This is a genomic window from Ruegeria sp. CE12 (genome assembly GCF_056537525.1).
The window spans coordinates 69,630-92,702 of record NZ_JBQFRS010000004.1; the positions used below are offsets into that span (position 1 = coordinate 69,630).

The 23,073-nt window shown below is 54.8% G+C and carries 20 protein-coding genes; 12 read left to right on the top strand and 8 right to left on the bottom strand.

Annotation, left to right across the window (positions count from 1 at the left end; all coding sequences use genetic code 11):
• Nucleotides 1-82: 82 nt before the first annotated feature.
• From ACR0IO_RS11395 to ACR0IO_RS11430, 8 genes are all read left to right on the top strand, one after another.
• Nucleotides 83-781, top strand: coding sequence for a GntR family transcriptional regulator (locus ACR0IO_RS11395; RefSeq protein WP_480741733.1), 699 nt, complete (start codon nucleotides 83-85; stop codon nucleotides 779-781).
• Between the two features lie 3 nt (nucleotides 782-784).
• Complete coding sequence (locus ACR0IO_RS11400; protein WP_480741735.1) at nucleotides 785-1,495, top strand: aspartate/glutamate racemase family protein; 711 nt, start codon at nucleotides 785-787, stop codon at nucleotides 1,493-1,495.
• Between the two features lie 125 nt (nucleotides 1,496-1,620).
• Nucleotides 1,621-2,739: a tetratricopeptide repeat protein gene (locus tag ACR0IO_RS11405; protein WP_480741736.1), complete on the top strand. Its 1,119-nt coding sequence runs from the start codon at nucleotides 1,621-1,623 to the stop codon at nucleotides 2,737-2,739.
• A gap of 230 nt (nucleotides 2,740-2,969) precedes the next feature.
• Nucleotides 2,970-5,183, top strand: a complete 2,214-nt coding sequence (locus ACR0IO_RS11410; RefSeq protein WP_480741738.1) for an NADP-dependent isocitrate dehydrogenase — start codon at nucleotides 2,970-2,972, stop codon at nucleotides 5,181-5,183.
• 557 nt (nucleotides 5,184-5,740) lie between these two features.
• Nucleotides 5,741-7,063, top strand: coding sequence for a GDSL-type esterase/lipase family protein (locus tag ACR0IO_RS11415; protein WP_480741740.1), 1,323 nt, complete (start codon nucleotides 5,741-5,743; stop codon nucleotides 7,061-7,063).
• A 135-nt stretch (nucleotides 7,064-7,198) separates the two neighbouring features.
• Nucleotides 7,199-7,984, top strand: a complete 786-nt coding sequence (locus tag ACR0IO_RS11420; RefSeq protein ID WP_480741742.1) for a metallophosphoesterase family protein — start codon at nucleotides 7,199-7,201, stop codon at nucleotides 7,982-7,984.
• 1 nt (nucleotide 7,985) lies between these two features.
• The gene (locus ACR0IO_RS11425; protein ID WP_480741743.1) at nucleotides 7,986-9,020 is read left to right on the top strand and encodes an ATP-grasp domain-containing protein; all 1,035 of its coding nucleotides are present in this window, start codon (nucleotides 7,986-7,988) and stop codon (nucleotides 9,018-9,020) included.
• Nucleotides 9,017-9,907 (top strand): NAD-dependent epimerase/dehydratase family protein, encoded by an 891-nt coding sequence (locus tag ACR0IO_RS11430; RefSeq protein ID WP_480741745.1) that lies wholly within the window; start codon nucleotides 9,017-9,019, stop codon nucleotides 9,905-9,907. Before ACR0IO_RS11425 ends, ACR0IO_RS11430 begins: the two co-directional genes overlap by 4 nt.
• Before the next feature lie 6 nt (nucleotides 9,908-9,913).
• On the opposite strand, the gene ACR0IO_RS11435 is transcribed toward ACR0IO_RS11430, so the two are convergent.
• Genes ACR0IO_RS11435 through ACR0IO_RS11470 form a run of 8 tightly spaced genes read right to left on the bottom strand, consistent with a single transcriptional unit; the run spans nucleotide 9,914 to nucleotide 17,799 of the window.
• Nucleotides 9,914-11,047, bottom strand: coding sequence for an SGNH/GDSL hydrolase family protein (locus ACR0IO_RS11435; protein ID WP_480741748.1), 1,134 nt, complete (start codon nucleotides 11,045-11,047; stop codon nucleotides 9,914-9,916).
• Between the two features lie 25 nt (nucleotides 11,048-11,072).
• Nucleotides 11,073-11,216, bottom strand: coding sequence for a hypothetical protein (locus tag ACR0IO_RS11440; RefSeq protein WP_480741750.1), 144 nt, complete (start codon nucleotides 11,214-11,216; stop codon nucleotides 11,073-11,075).
• The gene (asnB, locus tag ACR0IO_RS11445) at nucleotides 11,213-13,162 is read right to left on the bottom strand and encodes an asparagine synthase (glutamine-hydrolyzing) (RefSeq protein WP_480741751.1); all 1,950 of its coding nucleotides are present in this window, start codon (nucleotides 13,160-13,162) and stop codon (nucleotides 11,213-11,215) included. Before asnB ends, ACR0IO_RS11440 begins: the two co-directional genes overlap by 4 nt.
• A gap of 11 nt (nucleotides 13,163-13,173) precedes the next feature.
• The gene (locus ACR0IO_RS11450; RefSeq protein WP_480741754.1) at nucleotides 13,174-14,328 is read right to left on the bottom strand and encodes a glycosyltransferase; all 1,155 of its coding nucleotides are present in this window, start codon (nucleotides 14,326-14,328) and stop codon (nucleotides 13,174-13,176) included.
• A 46-nt stretch (nucleotides 14,329-14,374) separates the two neighbouring features.
• Complete coding sequence (locus tag ACR0IO_RS11455; RefSeq protein WP_480741756.1) at nucleotides 14,375-15,556, bottom strand: DegT/DnrJ/EryC1/StrS aminotransferase family protein; 1,182 nt, start codon at nucleotides 15,554-15,556, stop codon at nucleotides 14,375-14,377.
• A gap of 13 nt (nucleotides 15,557-15,569) precedes the next feature.
• The gene (locus ACR0IO_RS11460; RefSeq protein ID WP_480741758.1) at nucleotides 15,570-16,265 is read right to left on the bottom strand and encodes a PIG-L deacetylase family protein; all 696 of its coding nucleotides are present in this window, start codon (nucleotides 16,263-16,265) and stop codon (nucleotides 15,570-15,572) included.
• On the bottom strand, nucleotides 16,265-17,176 hold the full coding sequence (locus ACR0IO_RS11465) for a methionyl-tRNA formyltransferase (RefSeq protein WP_170333706.1): 912 nt from the start codon (nucleotides 17,174-17,176) through the stop codon (nucleotides 16,265-16,267). The genes ACR0IO_RS11460 and ACR0IO_RS11465 overlap by 1 nt, the downstream gene beginning before the upstream one ends.
• Nucleotides 17,173-17,799: a sugar transferase gene (locus ACR0IO_RS11470; protein WP_170333708.1), complete on the bottom strand. Its 627-nt coding sequence runs from the start codon at nucleotides 17,797-17,799 to the stop codon at nucleotides 17,173-17,175. The genes ACR0IO_RS11465 and ACR0IO_RS11470 overlap by 4 nt, the downstream gene beginning before the upstream one ends.
• 721 nt (nucleotides 17,800-18,520) lie before the next feature.
• On the opposite strand from ACR0IO_RS11470, the gene ACR0IO_RS11475 reads away from it, so the two are divergent.
• From ACR0IO_RS11475 to ACR0IO_RS11490, 4 genes are all read left to right on the top strand, one after another.
• Nucleotides 18,521-19,690, top strand: coding sequence for a polysaccharide biosynthesis/export family protein (locus ACR0IO_RS11475; protein WP_480741760.1), 1,170 nt, complete (start codon nucleotides 18,521-18,523; stop codon nucleotides 19,688-19,690).
• A 234-nt stretch (nucleotides 19,691-19,924) separates the two neighbouring features.
• On the top strand, nucleotides 19,925-20,239 hold the full coding sequence (locus ACR0IO_RS11480) for a hypothetical protein (protein ID WP_480741761.1): 315 nt from the start codon (nucleotides 19,925-19,927) through the stop codon (nucleotides 20,237-20,239).
• A gap of 253 nt (nucleotides 20,240-20,492) precedes the next feature.
• Nucleotides 20,493-22,607, top strand: coding sequence for a polysaccharide biosynthesis protein (locus ACR0IO_RS11485; protein WP_155145631.1), 2,115 nt, complete (start codon nucleotides 20,493-20,495; stop codon nucleotides 22,605-22,607).
• 87 nt (nucleotides 22,608-22,694) lie between these two features.
• Nucleotides 22,695-23,051, top strand: coding sequence for a hypothetical protein (locus tag ACR0IO_RS11490; RefSeq protein ID WP_480741763.1), 357 nt, complete (start codon nucleotides 22,695-22,697; stop codon nucleotides 23,049-23,051).
• Nucleotides 23,052-23,073: the final 22 nt, after the last annotated feature.

A 23,073-nucleotide genomic window follows, 5' to 3' on the forward strand; every position in this document is an offset into this window, starting at 1 on the left:
ATGCAGAGCTGTATACAGTTTTGTATATTGATTTCAAGTCTCGCCTGTGGCACCTGTGCAAAAAGCAGGAAAAGGCGATTTCATGGCTGGGCCACGCGTTGATGATATCTATGAGCAGGTAAAGGCGATGGCCGTATCGTTTCGCCTGCGGCCCGGCGATCGGCTTAACGAGGTTGCGCTGTCGAAAGAGCTGGGAGTTAGCCGAACGCCGTTGCGCGAGGCGCTGAACCGGCTGGTCGCTGAGCGGATGTTCGATTTTCGACCGGGGCAGGGGTTCTTTTGCCGGCCTCTGGATGCGCAAAGCGTTTACGATCTTTTCGAACTGCGGCAGATCATCGAAGTCGCAGCAGCCCGATCAGCCTGTGAAAAAGCGTCCGACGAAGAACTCGGCTCCCTGAGCAATGAGCTTTATGAAACCGGGATCGATATCACCGGCCTGACTGTTGAAGAGGCGGTCAGCAGGGACGAAGCATTTCATCTTGGGATCGCCAAACTTTCGGGGAATGCAGAACTTTTGGAGACCCTGCGCCGGATCAATGAGCGTATCCGCTACATCCGCTGGATTTCCATGAGCCTTGACCGGGTTCAACGGTCGAAAGAGGAACACAAACGGGTCATGCAGGCGTTGATAGACCGCGATGCAGATGCAGCGGCGGCGGCGTTGGGTCGACATATCGTCAAGCGGATGGATCAGGTTCAGGATGCTGTGCGTCACGGGATTTCCAACATCTACATGGAAGGCTCGGACGACATTTCGGCACGTATCATAGGTGAGGGATAAGGTATGATCGCTAAGGGCGGAAAATCTGTTTATGGCGCTTCGGTCGGCATCCTGATGTTGGACGCCCGTTTCCCGCGCATCCCCGGCGACATGGGTAACGCCCTGACCTGGCCCTTTCCGGTGCATTATCGCATCGTCCGCGATGCCTCACCCGATCTGGTGGTGCGACACAAGGCTGAGGGTATGCTGGACGCCTTTATAGATGCTGCCCGCGATCTTGTGCGTGACGGGGTGGATGGCATCACCACCAATTGCGGGTTTCTGTCTTTGTTTCAGGATGAATTGGCCAGGGCGGTTCCGGTTCCGGTCGTAACCTCTTCCCTGATGCAGGTTGAGATGGTTAATCGCTTCCTGCCGGCGGGCAAGCGTGCCGGTGTTCTGACCATTTCGGCATCGACCCTGACGCAGGACCACCTAACCCGGGCGCGGGTTCCTGATGGCACGCCTATCGGCACGACTGAAGGCGGGCAGGAGTTTACCCGAGCCATCCTCGACAATGAATTGACATTGGAAGTTGAAAAGGCGCGGGTCGATAATGTCGAGGCAGCGATGGCCATGAAAGAGGCGCATCCCGAGCTTGGCGCGCTGGTTCTGGAATGCACCAATATGTGTCCATATGCAGCCGACATTCAGGCAGCAACGGGCTTGCCCGTCTATTCTATCGTTTCACTGGTCAGCTGGTTTCAGGCGGGGTTAGCACCGCCCCGGTATTAGTTGTTTGCACATTAAGGGTGATATGAAGAGAGGCTATTTTTCAAATGGTTATAAAGCAACTACGCTTGCAATTGTTACGAAAAATACCATCTAAAGGCGAGTAAACACTCTGCACTGGAGCCTGAATGCGCATACGCCTTGCCGCTTTGACCACCTTTCTCGCCGCTGGAATTATTTGGTTTGGTGGGAACCCGAGGCCTGATGATCTGGCGGCAACATGTATCAATGGCAAGGCAACCCGGTCCGAACGCATTGCTGCGTGTACGACGTTGATCGAACAGGACGATACTGCGCCCGTATTCCGGCATCTCTTTCTGACCAGACGGGCCTGGGCTCATAGCTACAACGGTAACTATGAACGTGCGCTTGCTGATGTGAATCATGCAATGGAGCTGCAACCAGAGAACTACCAGACTTGGGTCATGCGAGCGCAGATAAAGCACGCGAGCGGGGATCTTGATGCGGCTTTGGATGACTTTGATCGTGTATCAAAGGCGTTTCCTGAAGAGGCTTACGTAACCTGGAAAAAGGCGAAGTTTCTCGAAGATACCGGAGAGCGCGAAGCCGCTCTCGCAATTTACGAGCGCTTACATGCTGACTATCCGAATATTAGTGAGGTAGCGGAGAAGATAACCTCGAATCACATCGACAGCGGAAACCATGAGCTGGCTTTTGATCTCGTATCCAAAGCCGCTGCGCGATGGCCAGAGCAAGCATGGGTGTATGATCGGTTGATTATGTTGCACATACTTTATTCGGGCGATGCTGAATCTGCATTGAAAGCTGAAAAGACAAGAGCGGAGCTGCAGCCTGATGTCTATTTCGAGCTACTGTCTCCTGTGGCAATTCATCTTACTATCGGGGATGAGCAAAAGGGTATCCTGTATGCGGATCAATATATCAAATGGTGCGCCGACCAAGTAACCGCAGAGCTATCTTGGCTAAATCGGATTCGACGCACGTTCTCGAACCCAAGCTGGGAACAAGAATATGTGTTAGCTTACCGCCCAATCTTGTACGAGACTTTTGGAAGGCGTGATTTGGCTCGCGAGGCGTTCCGCAGTTATTTCGAGGAAACTAATCGAGATGCTGAGCAAGGTATGATCAACGCTCTGGAAAATTCCGGATTGACCCCAAATATCGATAAATCTCCGGATCGAAATTCAAGGATCGACCAACTCATCGATCAATATTTTGATCATGATGATCTCAAGCTTTCATGGCTTCCACGGCGGGATGGCTAAATTGCGTCGCCAAGACATTTGAAAAGCAAGAGGGCCTATAATTTCCCAACCGTGTCAATATGCGCGCCATACTGCGATTGATCCCGGGTCGATCCTGATTTAAGGGAGGCCCTGTCAAATCAGAGTCACCGATGGAGCGGTATGATTGAGCCGCTCCTCCCGCGCCACGCTCCTTGTGGCACAACTCTCGGATCGCACGCCCCTGAAAGGCTTAAAAAAGGTAAGGGAATATGGCAGAAAAATCGAACTTCGATATATTGTATACCATTGTAGACGAAGCGCCGGAGCTGGCCAGCGCATCGTTCCTGCCCATCATTCGCAAGTTCGCTTCGGCCGCTGGCGTGAGTGTCGGCACCAAGGATATTTCGCTGGCCGGGCGCATTCTGGCGACCTTCCCGGAAAACCTGACCGAAGATCAGCGCATCACCGATGATCTGGCTGCTCTGGGTGAGCTGGTGAAGACGCCGGATGCCAATGTGATCAAGCTGCCGAACATCTCGGCGTCGGTCCCGCAGCTGGTTGCAGCCATCGAAGAGCTGCAATCGCAGGGCTACAATATTCCGAACTACCCCGAAGAGCCTTCGACTGACGAGGAAAAGGCGATCCGCGCACGCTATGACGCCATCAAAGGCTCGGCAGTGAACCCGGTTCTGCGTGAGGGCAACTCGGATCGTCGCGCGGCCCGTGCGGTCAAGAACTACGCTCAGAAGAACCCGCACTCGATGGGTGAATGGGTGTCGGACAGCAAAACCAAGGTTTCGTCGATGTCCGGTAACGATTTCTATGCCAATGAGAAATCGGCCACCATCACGGCTGCTCAGGCGGGCGATGCCAAAATCGAATTCGTCGGCAAAGACGGCAGCGTGACCGTTCTGAAAGACGCATGGCCGCTGGCCGAAGGCACTGTTGCCGACGCGACCTTCATGTCGGTCAAAGCGCTGTCTTCGTTCCTGGCGGACGCCATTGAAGACACCAAAAAAGACGGCACCATGTTCTCGCTGCACATGAAAGCGACGATGATGAAGGTCTCGGACCCGATCATCTTCGGCTATGCGGTCAAAGCTTGGCTGGCGCCAGTGTTTGAGAAGTTTGGCGCGGAACTGGACGCATTGGGTGTGAACCCGAACTCGGGTCTGGGTGATCTGTTGGATCGCGTGAAAGACAATGCCGACATCATGGCCACGATCGACGCGATCAAGGCGGGCCGTCCGTCCATGTACATGGTCGATAGCGACAAGGGCATCACCAACCTGCACGTTCCGTCGGATGTGATCATCGACGCCTCGATGCCCGCGGTGATCCGCGCAGGTGGCAAAGGCTGGGACGAGACCGGCGCCAAGGGAGACACCAACTGTGTGATTCCTGACCGCTGCTATGCTCCCGTCTATGACGAGACCATCAACTTCTTCAAAGCCAACGGCGCGTTGAACCCGGCCACCGCCGGTGCCGTGGCCAACGTGGGCCTGATGGCGCAGAAGGCGGAAGAATACGGCTCGCACCCGACAACCTTCCAGGCACCCGCCGATGGCACGATCCGTATCGTTCTGGCCAATGGTGAGACGTTGCATTCGCACGAGGTTGAAAAGGGTGACATCTGGCGTGCCTGCACTGTGAAGAAAGCTCCGATTGAGAACTGGATTCAGCTGGCGATGGACCGTCAGCGCTTGACCGGTTCCGAAGCAATCTTTTGGCTGGACGCAAACCGCGCCCATGACGCTGAACTGATCAAATACGTCAAACCGGCCCTTGAGGCGGCTGGCGTTGCCGACAAATTTCTGATCATGGCCCCGCGTGAAGCAACCCGTCAGTCACTGGAGACCATCACGGCAGGTAAGGACAGCATCGCCATCACCGGTAACGTGCTGCGTGATTACCTGACCGATCTGTTCCCGATCCTTGAGCTCGGCACCTCGGCCAAGATGCTGTCCATCGTCAAGCTGATGAACGGTGGCGGGTTGTTCGAAACCGGCGCGGGTGGTTCGGCGCCCAAGCACGTGCAGCAGTTGGTGGAAGAGAACCACCTGCGTTGGGACTCGATGGGTGAGTTCTGTGCACTGGGTGAATCGTTGAACTTCCTCGCTGACAGCAAGGGCAACGCCAAGGCGGGTGTTCTGGGTGCCGCAGCCGAAGCCGCGACGCAAGGCATTCTGGACAACAACAAGTCGCCAAGCCGCAAGGTTGGTCAGCCTGACAACCGCGACAGCCACTATTGGTTCGCGCGCTATTGGGCCGAGGCTTTGGCTGCGCAAACCGAAGATGCCGAACTGGCCGCTGAGTTTGCGCCGGTCGCAAAAGAGTTGGCCGATAAGGAAGAGCAGATCCTGTCCGAACTGGCGGCTGCTCAGGGTGCGGCGGCGGATCTTGGTGGCTACTATCACACCGATCCGGCCAAGGCTGCGGCCGTGATGCGCCCCAGCGCGACGCTGAACGCGATCATCGGCTAATACTTAGGGGGTCGGCTCGAACAGCCGACCCCTAATTTTCACGCACTCCGCATGCATAGACACGATTTACTCAACGACCAGAGTGCAATTTTCTGCAAACAAATTGGTCATGTGGGGATCGCAGAGTTAAATTCCCCCTGACTTCCCCGCGAGGGTTCCCTAAGCTCAATTGCAATAGTGGATCGTTGTGTTAACACGATCTGTGTTTGGTATTAGTGATTTTGTGTTTTAGCCTATGAGCATACATTGTTCCAATTTGCGTTTGGAATCGGATTCGCGCCTTACGAGATACGCTGTTTTCCAGCCTGTCTTAGATGGCCCTTCCCTTTATGCCCGAGTAGCGGGTCTAGCAAAGCACCTCTGTAATTCTTTGCTTCCCCTCATTTCTGGTGAAGGGGGTCGTATCCTGCTGCTTCGACAGGCAGGCCTGCGGTGCGCAACCAGCCCCAATTGGTACCGGACTTCGTGCCGACGATTCGAGATCGCGATAGCAGTGATCAATGGATGGTCGAGCTTATGTGGGGACAATTCACATGAAACCGAAGGGTTGGGGCTAAATGGGAAACGGTGAGAAAGGTGGGCGCTTCGCAGCTGTTTTGTGCCTGCTCCCGGCACTCTATCTGATTGCGATTGTCATCTATGCAGTTTTGAACTCTGCCGAGTACGCGTCGGGCATCGCGCGTATTACCCGCTATGTGTTGGTCCCGGGGTTTATGGCTTTGTGTCTATTGTTTGTTGCCCTGCGGGTCAAAGGCGATACCAGGCTTGTTGTCGGCATATGCGCAAGCTCGCTGTTTGCGACATTGTTCGCGTTTGAGGCCTATCTGACAGTCAAGTCTCTGCCCGCGCGTCTTGGTATGTTCGGCGTCGTAAGTGAGACGACCGAGACCGGGCAATTCCGACAAAACATACCGCCAGCCTATACAATCAAACGTTTGAACAATGAAAAAGACATCCAAACGCTTGATACCGCCATGCTCTCACCTTTGACCGAGGGCGACATCTTTCTGTGTTCATTGAATGGCCAGCCGGTTTCTTATCGGCCTGATCGGTACGGGTTCCGAAACCCCGATACTGTGCATGACGGAGACATCGATGTCATGTTGCTGGGTGACTCGTTTGCCGAAGGGTTCTGCCTTGAAGATGGGCACGATCTGGCGAGTCAATTACGCAAAGATATCCCGCAATTGATGAATACAGGCCACCGGGGCGCCGGGCCATTGTTCGAGTTGGCGGTGCTTGGCCGGTATGGGCCTTATTTCAAGCCGGATGTGACTGTCATGGCCTTCTTCGCAGGCAATGACTGGAAGAACCTACAGCGCGAAGAAGAGATGCCCTGGCTAGCGCCTGCGCTAGAGCCTGGAACGGATTTTGGCGTCATCGCGCACTCTGAGGCGCAGATAGAGGCAGCCAGACAGCACATGGATCAATGGTGGGATGGAACCACCCTGTCCTGGCGGGACTATCTTCGAAAGCAGCGCGTATTCCGGAACTTCTTCGCCCTGCAAAAAACGACCGAAGTGATGGGGCTTCACTATCCCAAAGCCGCCGAACCGAACCCGGTTTATGGTCAGGTCCTGAAACGGGCGGCTGATATGGTAGAGCAATGGGATGGAGAACTGGTGGTCGTCTACATTCCTACGATCAGTCGCTTTGTGGGCATGTTGCCACAGGATTTTGTACACGATCCCTTGCGCAACATGGTTCGGGACGCAGCGACCCAGGCTGATCTTCAGATGATCGATCTGACTGAGGTGTTCGAAGCCGCTGACGAACCCCGCTTGATGTATGCCGCAGATGCCCATTTTAATGAAAAAGGCGCGACCGTAGCCGCCGAAACCATTGTGCAATCCTTGCGTCAGCGCGGATTTCTCAATTGATTTCCGGGGTTGACTGACATTCGCGGGACAGGATCAGTTTGTGCCGGTCAGATTTCCTTGTACGATCCAAACAGGTTGAATGCCGATGGAACGACCACAAGAATCCAACCGCAAGAGTGCAGGCAGAAGAAGTTCATGAGTATTCAGACGATCGCCGTTCTGTCCGACATTCACGGGAACGCAGATGCACTGGTTGCAGCGATTGCGCAGGTGAAGTCGATCAACCCTGAACTTGTGGTCGTGCTTGGAGATTTGTTGACCTATGGGGTTCAGCCGAGAGAGGTTCTGGACGCTGTCGATCAGCTGAAATCCGAACAGAATTGTGTTTTTATCTGCGGCAATCATGATCAGTTCTATTTCGACCTGGATCGCGGCAATTCAGCATTTTACGATAATATCTCGGATTTCGTGCTGGAATCTGTCCATTGGACACATGCCAAAGTCGCTGATTTGCCGCCGCTATGGGAACGCTATCCGTGGTGCACACGATATGAATTTGGCCCGATCCTGTTTTCCCATGCCAACCCGTATGAATATGGCGATTGGTCCTATGTGTCGAAACCTGAGCAGTGGGCTCCTGCTGCGCAGAACTTACGCGACAATGGGTTCAGTATTGGGGTCTTTGGCCATTCTCACCGTTCCTTTGCAGTGATTGTCGATGCAGATGGTCGGGCCGAGAATGTTGAAACCGATGTCTGGCTGAAGCCGGCCGCGGGCGAAGTTCTCTTGCTGAACCCGGGTACGGTCGGACAACCAAGAGGAACGGGTTTTACTTATCTCACAATCCAGCTTGATGGGTCCGAGGTGAAAGTGAGCCTTCCAAACATCGACTTTGATCGGGCAAAGTTCCGTCGTGAGATTGCTGCGACGGACCTGAGTAAGGCCACCAAAGACAAACTTGTTTCGTTTATGGAGAAGTGAATTGATCACGGTATTGGTTACAGGCGCAGGCGGCGGTGTCGGTCAGGGGATCATCAAATCACTGCGGCTTACAACAGATCTTCCCATCCGTATCCTTGGCGCTGATATGGCGGCGCAATCTGCAGGTCTCTACGCCTGCGACAAGGTATTTCTGGTCGAGGGTTGCCGGTCGCCGCGATACCTGGAATCGCTGGCGCGCATCTTCGAAGCAGAAAGCGTCGACTACTACATTCCGGGTACTGATATCGAACTGGCTTTGTGTGCGGAAAAACGCGAAGAGATCGCACAACGGTTTGGGACACGGGTTGTGGTCAATCCGTTGAATGCGGTCCAGATCGCTGATGACAAGGCGCTGACTTCGGCGTTTCTCAAAGAAAACGGGTTGCCTTATCCAAGGACCTGGCCCTTGGTCGAGGCGCTGAAAATCGACGATCTGCCTTTCCCGGTCATCGCGAAACCCGCTGTCGGGTTTCGATCCATTGGTGTTGAGCGCGCGAACAGCCGAGAAGAGCTTGCTGCCTATCCTGGGGATCATTCACAAATCATCGTGCAGGAACTGATCGGTGACGATACCCGAGAATTCACCTGCACCATCGTTGGGGTCAACGGCAAGCTTTCACCCGTTCTGGCACTTCGGCGTATATTGCGGTCTGGCGATACCTATCGCGCATTCCCTGAACAAAATGCCGAGGTCGAGGCCTATGTGACAGCGATTGCCGAAAAGCTGGGCGTTGAGGGGGCCTGCAACTTTCAACTGCGACTGGATCACGACGGTGTCCCAAAGGTCTTTGAAATCAACGCGCGTTTCTCGGGCACAACGCCATTCTGTTCGCAGCTCGGTTTCAATCCGGTCGAGTTTTACATCAAACACGATCAGGGGATGCCCTATTCGCCTGAGATTGCTTGGGATAGCGCAGTTTTGAGATACTGGAGCGAGCTGGTGTTGCCCACTGCAGCGCTGAACCAGTTGGAGAATACTGGTGAGTTAATCCCGGATCCCGGCACGCAATTCAGCCTTTATGGTCGCAGGTCATGAAGGTTGCACTGACAGGTGCAACAGGTCTGCTGGGTAGGCATCTCTGCGCTTTGCTTACGGATCGCGGGGTGCCGTTTGTTGCGATTGACCGTCAAAAATGGAATTTGAGCGAATGGAATGATACCGCCCGCTTTGACGCAATCACCGAAGGGGCAGATATTTTCATCCATTGCGCGGCCAAAATACCGACCGGTGTTGAAGCAGATGCCTCGTCGTCTTTGCGCGACCTTTACGACATAAATGTCAGAGCAGTTCTGAACCTGGCTCAATGGGCGGCAGGGCGGAATGTACACCTGATATTTATCTCAAGCGGTTCAGTCTACCGGGACCCACACGCGGCGGTCATTCGTGAAGATGCCGCAACAGGTCCAGGTCCGATTGGCGGATCATACGCCGCTTCCAAACGGATGGCTGAAAGCGTAATCGCCGAGTGTGCTGAATCAGATGGATTGAAGGCCACCATCTTGCGCCCGTCATCGCTTTATGGATTTGGGCTGCCCGAAGACAAGTTTCTGATCCGGATGTTGCAGTCGGCAAGGGCCGGGCACGGGATTGAAGTCAGCGGCCCCGAGAACAGGATAGATTTCGTTCATGCCCACGACCTGAGCCGGGCGGCATTGATGGCAGCTGAAACGGGCGCAACAGGGGTTTTCAACATCGCAGGGCCCGGGCCAGTTCGACTTGCTGAACTTGGTCAGGTGATCGCGGCTTTTGGCCCAGCGGGTCCGGTGGATTTGTCGATCCATCCGGATCATGAACCACCCTTCACGCGCTTTGCTCTGGACAATTCTGCAGCAGCGAATGCGTTTGGCTACGGGCCACTGATATCACTGCCAACCGGGTTGGCGATGACACTGGAACAGCAAGTCATGCCTCCTGCAGCCTGACAAGGCTCAGGGGCAACTCACCGCATCGGGCGCGTGTTGCATGCGATTGACAAAGCTGTCTTCGATCTCAAACGCTCCGATGCCATTTTCCTCGAGAAATTCTGTAACCGCTGAGGCGACCGCATAGTTCCCGACTTCCTGCAGGTGATGATCCGGGCTGCCGAACAGGTCAACGGTCGGAATCTGCAACTGATCTGCCATGGCTTCCAGTCCGGGTTTCAGGTCAAGCCAGATGAAGCCTTCGTCGCCAGCAGATTGCTCAATCAGGGCTCGAACCGCATCGCTGTAACCAACTGGATCGGAGCGGAATGTTACATAGCCTTCATCCACGAACTCCGAGACGCTGGGCAGGGAAGCCACAACCAGTCGGGCGCCCTTGTCGGTCACGGCCCGATTGAGCGTATGCAGAGATTCCAGGAACAGGTTTGTCTCATCCTCGGTTGGTTCAGACGGATAGAGATCGCGGTTGGTCAGCATGGATTTCAAACGTATGACCAGCTTTCCGATATGGAAAGTCGCGATCTTGGTCTTGAGTTGCTGGCTGACAGTTTGTTTCTGACCGAAGGGTGTCGGGTTTTCCTGCCATTTCCTGAATGTGACGTTGTCGGTCAGATCATTGCTGTTGAAGACGAACATCAGCACGGTGTCGTGCGGGAACACATCCTTAAATTCACGATAGGTCAGATCATGTTGCAAAGTGCCATGACCGCCCGTGCCCAGGTTGATGTAATGCGCGTCCTCAGACCAGCGCGTCAGGAGTGCTGGTATGGTTTCTGTTTCATCGGACAATGTGCCACGAATGAAGGAGTCACCCAGAACCAGTATGCGCCCTTTGTCGCCCTCTGGCTCGGTCGTTCCCCGGAAGCCATGTTCATTATATTTGTGATACGAGACGATATCGTTGCGAAACTCGAAATACGATTGCAGCGGGTTTTCGCGTGAATAGACAGTGTCATGCCGACGCAGCCGGTCGGGCCCCCCCTCGCAGAAATGGACGCCCTGATGTTGTAGAGTGACATTTGCAATCTTTGGGCTCGAATGCGGTTCCAGATTCAAAGGATCGAATACGCGCAGAAGAACCTCGACACAGGCCAATGTGATCAGGCAGCTGAGAGCGATTAAAAGGAAATTCTTGAGCACTTTGAACTTACCTCTGACCTTTGCGTCACCAAGCAAACAAATTACGGGCTACGTTGTCGAAACCGCAGGGGTCCAGCTTCTTTGTGACAACGAATGTTGGTTTGACCGGATGTCCGGCACATGCGGTAGTAGGCAGACGTCGCACTTCGGATGATTTGGGTCGGATCATTGCATCCATCTCCGGTGCCAGAAACTGTAAGCCAGAACGAACCAGAGATGCGGCCCCCAGTTCCGGCTACCATCAAGATGTTCACGCCAGCGCCGTTGCAGAAGCGCCGGATCGAAGATCTCGCAAACCGCGCTGTCACCTGAAAAAACGCTTTGGGCGACTTCCTTCAACGGTCCGCGTAGCCATTCGTTCATTGGAACGCCAAATCCCTGTTTGGGCCTGTCGTAGAGGCTCTTAGGAATGCGTTTGTCGACAAGTTGGCGCAATGCGACTTTCCCCACCTTGCCATTGTATCGAAGTGTGTTGGGAGACCGCCAGGCGGCGGCGACAACGCGGTCATCCAACAGCGGTGCCCGCACCTCAAGGCCAACAGACATGGAGGCCCGATCAACTTTCACCAGGATACCTTCGGGCAGGTAGATACCGGAATCCAGCATCATCATGGTGTCCGTTTCGCTCAGCCCATTCGGAAGATCACGGGCCTGGTATACGCCCGTATCATTCACCTGGGCGCGCAGCGCAGCGGAAGGTTCCCAAAGACTGAACATCGAATTGTATCTGCTGCGCAGATCCGGATGACGAACGATGTCAGCCACCTTTGCCAGGCGGTCAGGTGTCATCTGCTCTCGAATGGAGCCGGGCAGGGCGGGGCGCAGCACCGACATAATCGCCTTGCTGACGCCTCCCGGCGCCGAGGCAATGGCCGCTGCGGCGGGTCGGGGCAGTTTTTGCGCCAGCTTCTGCATCGCCAACATACGGGCATAGCGTTCGTACCCGCCAAATGACTCGTCGCCACCATCACCCGACAGAACGACCTTGAGTCGTCGCTGCGCAAGCTGTGAAACCAGTAAGGTCGGGATCGCTGATGGATCGGCAAAAGGTTCATCATAGACCGCTGGCAAACTGTCGAGCAGATCAAACGCCATGCGGGGAGTGGCTGTCACCTCGTGGTGATTGGTGCCCAGATATGAGGCTATCGCCGCGGCGTGATCCGCTTCGTTAAGGTCTTTGTCTTCAAAGCGGACGGTGAAGCTTGTGACCTTGGATGGGGCTTGCTCCTGCATGATCGCAGTGATCAGTGTGGAATCGATGCCCCCCGACAGGAACGTACCGACCGGGACATCGGCGACCATGCGGTCTTGCACTGCACGGCCAAGCTCGGCCTCGATTGCCTTTAACGCATGATCTTCGTTTTCGTAGGGCTCTGCCAGACCTTCAGCAGCGCATTGGCGAATATCCCAAAAACTCTCGATACGCTCGGACAAAGCGTCTGCAGAGGTCGGTGGCGCATCCAATTGCACCTCGACCAAAGTTCCGGCGGGCAACTTGATGACATCGCGATAAATCGACAGAGGCGCAGGAACAAAGCCATAACGGACATATTGCGCCTGTGCGCGCGGGCAGGCGGCAGGTGCGCCGAACTCGGGATGCGCCCGCAACGCTTTCAGTTCGGATCCGAACAGTAGCTTCCCAGATTTAAGGCCAATGTAGAGTGGCTTTTTCCCAAGCCGGTCACGGGCAAAAACCACGCGGTTCTCTTTGCGGTCATAAACAGCAAAGGCGAACATGCCGTGCGAAAGCTCAAGTGCCTTATGTACACCCCACAAATCCATCGCGGCGAGCAAAACTTCGGTATCCGATGTTCCCCGCAGAGATACCCCAAGATCAATCAACTGCTGGCGCAGCTCAAGAAACCCGTAAATTTCGCCGTTATAGACGATCGTAAAGCGGCCACTTGGTGAATCCATGGGCTGGGCGCCCGTTTCCGACAAATCCACGATCGAAAGCCGACGGTGGCCCAATGCAACGCCAGAACTCGCATCAACAAAAAGACCTTCGGCATCCGGTCCGCGATGCTGAATGCTGTCGCACATGGCTTTGAGCGTGCGTCTGGCGCTGTCCGGCTCAAAGCCTTGAAACGCAAGATATCCAGCAATGCCACACATAACCGCTTTCCTTACTCGGCTTTCAGGACAACCGGGTGCCCGCGTCTTGAAATCGCTTTGGCCAGCGCGCAATCATAGGTATCCGCAATAGCCGTCAGCGAGTATCTGCGCGCGATGCGATCCTGCGCTTCCCTGCTTTTCGATTGGTAGGTGTCAACTGACCAATTCGCGGTCTGTACCATCGCTTCGGCCATCGCATCTGGGTCGCGCATCGGGACGACGTAGCCATTGTCGCCAACGATCAGCGCCGAATCCCCGACATCCGTCGTAACAACCGGGCGACCAAAGCTCATTGCCTCGGCGATAACGTTCGGGAACCCTTCGGTTCTGGAGGACAGAACCAGAGCATCGATGCTGTTGTAGAAATCCGTCATGTCGCTCAGATTGCCACACAACGTCACGCTGTCCGGGGGCAGATCGTTGTTAGAGAGCATCTCACGGATCTCAGGATTGTCTGATGTGACCCCATCTCCGGCAAGTCTTGCCTTCAGATCGGGAACCTTGCGACGGGCGTCAGCGAAAGCACGAAAGAACGTGCCAAAGTCCTTTTGCGGGTGAAAGCGTGCAGCAACACCCAATGTTCGAACAGGACCGGAGCGGTCCTGAGCCGATTTGGGCAGAACAAACCCGTTCGGAATGACCGAGGAATGCGTATCCGCGAACCCGTACTTCTCGTGCTGTTCCAGCGCCCGGGTCGAGTTGTAGATGATGCCGTCAGTAAAGCGGGACAGTGTTTTGGACAGGTTTACCGCAATTCGTGTGCTGCGGGTGAAAGCATCGGGGTCATCCAGTGCCTGACGGATTGTCCAGACGACCGGAGGGTGCGCGGAACTCAATTTGTCCGCTATCAGACCCACGACCATCGCATGATACATCCAGCACAGAACGACATCGGGCTTATGTTGCTGAATCAACTTCCGGATTTTCCAGATCGCACGGGGCAGCGCGAGCGGTGATTGCGCGCGAAGCGAGACATATTCGACCCGGTCATTGTTTGCCATGTTTCGACAGCGATCCGACACTTCGGTCAATGCTACAACAACCGCTTTTTCCCGGGATTTCGAGAGCAAACGTGCAAGCATCGCCTGCGCACCGCCCTGACCCGAGAAATCCGTGGTGACATGCAGGATCATTCCAGCACCTCCACCATCCGATGCAGATGGCATCGGATTGTCGCCGCAGGATATATTAAGACTGGTTTCATCGACGCCTCTATTGTCCTGCCATTTGCGGGGCGAGGGCACGGTTGCCCACATCCACGATCACTTCGCACATGCGTGAAACCTCCTCTTGAGACCGTGCCGGGTCGACAAGAAAGGCGAGGCTGGTTTCGCCAAGCTCGCGCGCAACTGGCAGCGGCTTTTCTGGTCCGATACCGTTCTTTTGGAAGGTTTGTTCAAGGTATATCTCGGAACAACTACCTGAGAATGCGGGGAAACCTGCTGCTGTGATCTCGGCGATGATCCGGTCGCGGTCCCACCCGGTTGCCAATGCTTCGGGCCTGACGAAGGCGTAGAACCGGTAATAGGCATGTGTGATGTCTGTTGATGGCATCGGCACACGAAACGCGGGGCATGTGCTCATCGCATCGTGCAGCAAATGGGCGTTTGCCGTTCGATGTGCCCGCCAGTCGTTCAAACGCTGTAACTGGATGCGTCCAAGGGCGGCTGCCATGCCGTTCAGGCGCAGATTGGTTCCTGGCCCGGAATCATGCAGCCAGCGAAATCCCGGTGGGGCAGGGGTATTGAACACGGTGTCGTAGCCCTTGCCGTGATCCTTGTAGCTCCAGATTCTCAACCACAGGTCATGATCATTGGTCACAAGCAATCCACCCTCACCGCCGGTGGTGATGATCTTGTCCTGACAAAAAGAGAATGAGCCGATGGTGCCAATCGTACCAACATGCGTCTCGCCAATCATCGCCCCATGCGCCTGAGCACAATCTTCGATGACCCAGAGATCATGAGCTCGCGCCAGATCCATGATGCCCCGCATGTCACATGGCCAACCTGCCAGATGGACAGGAATGATCCCCTTTGTCCGTTTTGTGATCAGCGGGCCGATGGTTTCCGGCGTGATGTTCTGCGTGTCAGGATCGACATCGGCAAAGATCGGAACAGCACCATACAGCATGACCGAACTGGCTGAGGCGATGAAACTCCGCGGAGTGACGATGACCTCATCACCCGGTTGCAGATTCAATCCGTGCAAAGCTGCGTCCAGCGTCAAAGTCCCATTGGCGATGGCGATTGCATGATTGGCGCCGGTATAGGCGCAATATTCATCCTCGAATGCGCGAACATCAGGGCCTGTCCAGGCGTTAACCTTGCCAGAGGCGAGCACCTGCGCAACGGCGTCGATTTGTTCCTGATCGTATACGGGCCATTTCTGCATTGCGTTTCTCCTGCTAAATGACCGACCGGACCAGAACAAAACCTTCGGCAGCGGGCCGGTGCACGGTCGCTCCACGCAACGTCGCAAGGGCGCGCAGGCTTTCGACGGATCGTTCATGTGGGGCGGGTTTGACCTGACTTGCAAACAGCGCAAAGGCGTCGATTTTGCGGTCGATAGTTTCGGATATATCGACAAAGACGTTCGGAACGAAGGGCGGCGTCAGATAGGGCGCGTTCCAATTTGTTTCAGACAACGTCTCGTAGGCTGCAATTGTGGCCGGATAATCTGTTTGATGCGGCCGACTGGCCACCAGTGTCGACAGAAAGCTAAGCTGATGGTCCATGTGGATGTCGCCAGGATGCGGAGCAAAGATCAGCTCAGGGCCCAGCTCGCTCACCAATTTTCCGAGGCTGGCATTCAGGGCCGAGTGCGGCAGTTCCGGCAATTCGGCGGCTGGAAACTCCAGCCAATGGGTCTGTTTGACACCCAGCAGATCATGGGCCTGTTTGGCCTCGGCTGCGATGCGCTGGACCTGTTCGAGCGGAAACTTGGGTGGCCCTCCTCGCGTCACCACCACAACGTGGACCTCGCGCCCGGCATCCGCAAGGCGCGCAATGGTACCACCGACGCCAAGGACCTCATCATCTGGATGAGGGGCGACAACAAGGACCGGTCCTTTACCTGCGTTGAACAAGTCAGTGGCGATCATCAGGTGTTCCTTAATTTTGAATGCAATGCGGGTGGCTTTTCGGCTCCGGACCACTCCAGAATATCAAGACAGCGGCCGTCGCCGCAGGCCACGGTGAAGGCCTGATCGTCGATTGCCTGAATCTGGCCGGGCAGGCCGATGTAATATCCGTCGGGTTCGGTGTATTTTGCGGCTGTCATCACGATGCGCTGACCGTCAGACCCAAATGAATATGCGCCGGGGTAGGGTGGCCCCGAGGCGCGGATCAGCCTGTGAATTTCCTTGGCGGAGCGTGACCAATCGATCAACCCATCCTCGGGCCGGCGCCTGGCACAGAGGCTGACACCTGCTGTCGTTTGAGGTTCTGCTGGTATATCTCCGTCGGCGATCTGCGTGAGGAGCGGTGGCAACAGGCCAGACACTGCCCGCAAGGCGCGGTCATAAAGTTCACGCGCAGTCACGGTTTCAGGGTCGACTGCATATCGTGCCTGCGCCGCAATAGGCCCATCATCAGCCCCTTCGCCCAGCCAGAAGAGCGAAGACCCCACGCTGCTTTCCTGCATCAGGATGGACCATGGAATGACCCCGCGCCCGCGCAGCCGCGGAAGAGCCGAAGGATGAAATCCGATACATCCCAGACGCGGTATTGCACGGAATTCAGGGCCGCAAATCTGAGACCAACCTATGACCAGGATCAGGTCAGGTTCAAAGCTGGCAATCTGGTCTATGGTTTCGGTTGAGTTCGTCTTCTCGGTAAACAGCACCGGCACATTGTATTTGCGCGCAACCGGGGACAGATCGACATAGTCAGAGTGCCGCGAGCCCAGGTGTGGAGGGATCGTCACCACAAGACTCGGAACGTGACCTGCGGCACAGATCGAAACCAGAGCCCCGAGGGAAGATTCAACTGCACCTACAAATACGATCTTCACGCGGGTATCTCCTGCAGATTGAAATTCTTGAATTTATGGTCCTTTAACCATTCGTTTGCCGTCGCGATCCGGTCGGTGCGACGACGCTCTCCACGCACTGCGACCCCGAGCGTTTCACCCAGAATGCGCAAATCCAGACCCAGTGAGCGGTGGGCGACATACCAAAGATCAAGCTGAAGTTTCTCGGTGTCGCTGAGATTGGTGTTACCACTAACCTGCGCCCATCCTGTCAGTCCCGGCCGTACAGAACAGCGGTATTGTCCTGCAGACCCGAAATCTTTGATCGTTGCCGGCAGTAATGGGCGGGGCCCAACCAACGCCATCTTGTTCTGAAGTACCAAAACCAGTTGGGGCAGTTCATCGATCCGCAAGCGCCTGATGATAGCAGTCGCCCGGGTTTGTCGCGCTGAGTCTGGCAGGAGCTTCCCTTCAGGATCTCGGGTTTCTTTCATGCTGCGCAGCTTGAACAGCTGAAAATCATGGCCGTTCTGGCCTGATCTGATCTGAGAGAACATCAGCGGCGTACCCACCGAGAAAAATACGATGACGCAGCCAATCAGAAAAAAGGGCAATGTCAGCACGCCCAGTGTCAGGCATATCAGGATTTCAAGAAACCTGTTCACAACTTAATCCAACCCAAATCGCGGAACACCGCGACTCACTATAAACACAACAACTACGAACGTTTGCGTCGCTCGTCGAAAAAACTTCGCCCACCCAGAGGCCATACCTCGCGATCAGGTGGAGAATATGAGTTCAATTTGTGCCAGTTCATTTTGATTTGCAAGAATTCTGCGGCGCAAATCTAGATTCGGGCGAAAAGGGTTTTGCAAACGTTAACTTGCGGAAAATTTCGGGTGGAATTCAGCAACGATTCTTGCGTGAATCTCTGATTGTCCTGCCAGATGCGATAATGAGTGAGCGGGTCGTGTGATCCATCCAAAAAGAACCACAGCAATTCTTGTTCCGCATGATGCCCCCGACTTTTGTGGCGTCATGTAGATTGATCAGGCGCAGATCATTCTGGGGTTCATACAGAGGTGATAGTTCGGACGTCAGTTACATTGACTGACCAGAGCTTCTGCACCAACCGACTTTGAGCGCTTGCTTGTCAGAAACACTGGCAGCCACTATCCTTTAGGTAGTTCGCGCATCGGGTGAATGTGTGTATACGTTTAGCAGTTGCCGCCCGATTGCGTGTGATGCCTTGGGCGGTGTGTGGGATTTGATTTGAGTTTATCGGCTTCGTTATTCTAGAATCCGGGCCGTGATGTTTGTTGTAGTGAGTTTGGGAGACAGGGTTTGTTGAGCTGTTTCAGGATATTGTATGCGGGGCTTCTGCTCGTGTTATCTGTCACCGTTGTGGCGGCAGAGAGTTATCGTCTGCATCATCAGGATAAAATTTCACTACGCGCCATGCGCTGGGATCTGAACTCTTCCTCATATCTTCGTTGGGATGGGTTGTCGGGCGAATATACGGTCGCGCGCGACGGAACCCTGATGATTCCCTTGGTCGGAGAGGTTGCGGCCGAAGGTCAGACCGCCGCGGAACTGGCTGAGACGCTCGAGTTAAAGCTGCGTCGCCAAATCGGTATGGTTGAGCCGCCAAAGATCGCGCTTGAGGTTGTGGGACATCTGCCGGTTTACGTTTTGGGTGATGTGAACTCTCCGGGTGCGTATGACTATCAGGCTGGAATGACGGCACAGCAATTGCTTGCTCTGGCGGGTGGTCCCATTCGTCCGCCAATCCAGTTCACGTCAAACAACGACTATCAGATTCTCAGAATGGGGGGCGAGATACGGCTCTTGTCGACCCAGATCGAGGAACTGGAAGACGAAAAGAAAAGACTGCTGGCCGATCTGGCCAGTCTAGAGCAGAGCGAAGGTGAAGAAGGCGCACCAGAATCCCCCGAAGGATTGGAAGGTGAAATTCTGGCTGCCACCTTAAATGCCCGCGAAGGATTGGGTGATCGCATTCGGGATCTGCAGAGCATGCTGAAGGAACAGATTTCAAGCCTGACCATACAGCTCGAGTTGCGCAATGCGCAGATTGAGAACATCAGCCGTGAGCTTGAGAACCTGACAGCGCTCAAGGAAAAAGGGCTGACGGTTTCGAACCGCGTCACAAGTATGACGAATATGTTGAACGATCTGGAAACCAAGCGGTTGGATCAGGAAATCGCGCTGATGACCGCGCGGCAGGAACTGAACCGGGCTGAACGGGACGAATTAGAATTGGATGACAATGCCCGTTCTGATGCGCTTGTTCAACTGAACAGGGTTGAGAGTGAACTGGCTTCGTTAAAAACCCGATTGGCGACAGCGTCCAGCCTGCACGGGGAATTGGCCGCAGCCGGTTTTCTGAGTGATGACGACGTTGCCAGTGAAACGGTGATTGAGTTTGCCGTGACCCGTGGTGAAGACGGGCAGGTGCAACGCTTCCAGGCGGCTGATCGACTGATGCCCGGCGATACGGTCGAAGTGATCAGATCAATTATCGTGACATCCAACTAACCGCCGGGTTCGTGTAGTCCCGGGCTTCAATTCAAGACAGTGAGCACTCTTAGGTTACGAGTTGCGCTCTGTCTTGTATTTGGCCCGTTCGGTGGATCCCATCATCATGAGTGCTGCAAAATGAGCAACTACATGGGTCCATCGATCAGCTCCCGACACCGTTGCAAGAAAAGTTGAACGCCCCGGTCTGAAGGATGTTCGTGTTAGTTAGATGGACTAATTTTTGCCGAAAACATGGCCTCGTTGTACGGCTATAGATCCTGGAACTTGCAAACGTTGGACGGCTGCGCAGCCGGAAAAAGCGCAGCGAATCGTCTGATTTCTTGGGGTCTTTGGTGGCATGTTCTGTTGCGCATAAAGAAACAAAGGGGGTGTTTAACGGCGCAGGTTGCTGGAATCAGTCAAAATACGGGCGCGAAGGAAAGCTTGGTTCTTGATGAAAAACTGGCGTACCGGCTCGGAAAAAAGGCATTTCTTTGTCCGAACGGTGTCGTCGGCATGAAAAATAGTTTTTTATCCCCATATTGGTGTGATAGCGTTGACGCATAGTAAATTGACAAGGCCGCATGTTTGGCTGCGTTGTTTTTGTATTTTGGTGTGTACGAGTGAGAAGGGGGTCTTGGTTCTGGGTGCAGATTGTAACGTGCCTGAACCGTAGGGGGACTTTTAGACGATAACAATCAGCAGCCGGCGCGTGGTTTGCGTCGGTGCAGTAGTGTGGCTTTGAGGATTGGGCCTGTGGTTTTGGGCCGATTCAATTGAGTCGAGTGGTTTGGGGCAATTTTACGCCGGAGTTCTGAGTATGTACGAGCAAGAATTGGTTAAGCTCAAAAGTGGACTTGAAAAAGACAACTTGGTTGAACCCGAACAATTGTTCGCGGGCGTTCGGCCGAAGCTGAAGCAGAAACTCGCTGAACTGAGCGCCAATCGCCGGCTTGTGATTGGTGATGTTGCGGCATCCGCGATCTCGGTTGTGATGGCGGTTGTTCTGGCCAATGGCGGTGCTTTGCCTGCGCAGTTTGGATCGGTTTTGGTGCCACTGGTGCTGATGTCCTGTCTTATTGCATTGGCGATTTTGCCCATGTCCGGCATCTACAAGCGTCACACACGTTCAACATCCCTGCGTGATGTGACCCTGATCGTTCGCGCTTCGGCCCTTTCCGTTGGTGCACTGGCGTTGCTGGGGTCTGCAGTTCAGGCTACCGCGCAAATTCCTCTGGCGGTTTACTTCATTCAGTTCCTGCTTGTTGTGCCTGCATTCGGAACACTGCGCGTGCTTGCCCGCAGCACCGAACTGACCCGTATGACGCAATCGCAATCGACCGATGGCGATGGCAAGATTCCTGTGATCCTCGTGGGTACAGGTGCAAGCTGCGACTTGTTTGTCCGTTCTCTGCGGAATACGGAATCCAAGTATCAGCCGGTCGGCATCATCGATGATGCGCGCAATACGCAAGGCCTGTATTTCCACGATGTAAAGATCATCGGATCTTTGCTGGATGCGGACGCGGCGATCGAACGGCTGAAGTACTATGATGAGCTGCCGCAGCGCCTGTTGTTGACTGAACCGGTAACCCATTTTGAAAGCGATGGTATTCGCAAGCTAACCCGCTGGGCAGAAGCTAACAGCATTACCGTGTCCCGTCTTACCGGATTGGAAGAGTTGGGCACCGAAAACAACGGTATCCGTACAGTCAATCCGGAAGACATTCTGGACCGCCCGCAAAAGGCGGTTGAGCGCTCGATGCTGCGCGAGATGTTCCAGGGGCGTCGTGTGCTCATCACCGGTGCAGGTGGATCGATCGGCAGCGAACTTACCCGTCAGATCGCATCATTCGAACCGGCTGAGCTGGTGATGATCGAAAACACCGAATACAACGCCTATTCGATCGATATGGACTTGGGTCAGAACTTCCCTGATGTTGCCCGCCGTATTTACGTGGCTGATATTCGGAATGCGGGACGGGTGAATGCGATCTTTGAACGCCATCGCCCCGAGCTGGTATTCAATGCCGCAGCACTGAAGCATGTTCCGATGGTTGAACTGAACCCATGTGAAGGCGTTCTGACCAACGTGATCGGAACCCGCAACGTGGCTGATGCAGCGCGTAACGTGGGTGCCATCGCGATGGTTCAGGTTTCGACCGATAAGGCCGTCAACAGCACCAGCGTCATGGGCGCGACCAAGCGGGTCGCTGAATTCTATGTGCAGGCGCAAGACCGCGTCACGAACGAGACTGACGAAGAAACGCGTTTCTTCTCGGTTCGTTTTGGCAACGTTCTTGGGTCGTCCGGGTCGCTGATCCCGTTGTTCCAACGCCAGATCTCCGAAGGTGGTCCACTGACGGTTACCGATCCCAAAATGGAACGGTACTTCATGACCATTCGTGAGGCGGTCCAGTTGACTCTGGTTGCCGCGGCCAAAGGTCTGACACTCGAGAACAGCCATGGTGAGATCTTTGTTCTGGACATGGGTCGCCCGGTCAAGATTGTCGATCTGGCCGAGCGCATGATCCGGCTTGCGGGTCTGGTTCCTTACGAAGATGTAGACATCAAGTTCATCGGTATCCGTCAGGGCGAAAAACTGTTCGAAGAACTGTTCGACGTCACCGAAGATCACCGCGAAAGCGGAATTCCTGGTGTTGCCTCGGCAATCCCCGAGGGTGTCTCGGCAGCCCGTCTGCGCGCCATGATCCTGAAACTGGAACAGGCCGCACATGATGGGAACGATTTGGGTGTCAAGAAGCTGCTGAAAGAGTTGGTGCCGGGTTACGGTGCCAACGGTCTGCGGCCAATCGATGCAAAAGAACTGACCGCGCGTCCGGGCAAACCGAACATCAAACCTGTGCCAACTGAAAGCCTAGTCGGTGGCTTTACACGACCGGATGCATTGGAAACGATCACCGCCGGTCGCTAAAATTATTGTATAAGTTGTTGAAAGTTCCGGCCCTTCCGAGGGCCGGAAAAGCTACGAGTAACCAAAGCTCTTCGGAGCGAGCTTAAAATGCCTGGGTCAAACCATATTGGCGGTGTCGCTACTACCCGTTCTCACGCAGATCGTTTCGCCCGACTTCTGGGTGCGCCCTATCTGGCACCCGGTTTGCAGGTGTTTACCGATCCAGATCTGGCGAAACAGCGCAAGATGAACGGCGCAGTTGAATTGAAGGCCCTGATTGATTCCAATCTTCTCGCCGCTTTCCTGCCCGGATATGATTCAGCGCTGGAAGAGTCATTGTTGCGCGATGCGGAAACAAACGGGCGCAGCCTGGGGCGAAATTCAGGGTTAGATAACCGTTACGATCAGGGTGTGATATACTTGAAAACAGCAGGTGAGGTAGATCGACCATGTCCAATCAACTGAGCCCGCTCGTTACCGTACCACC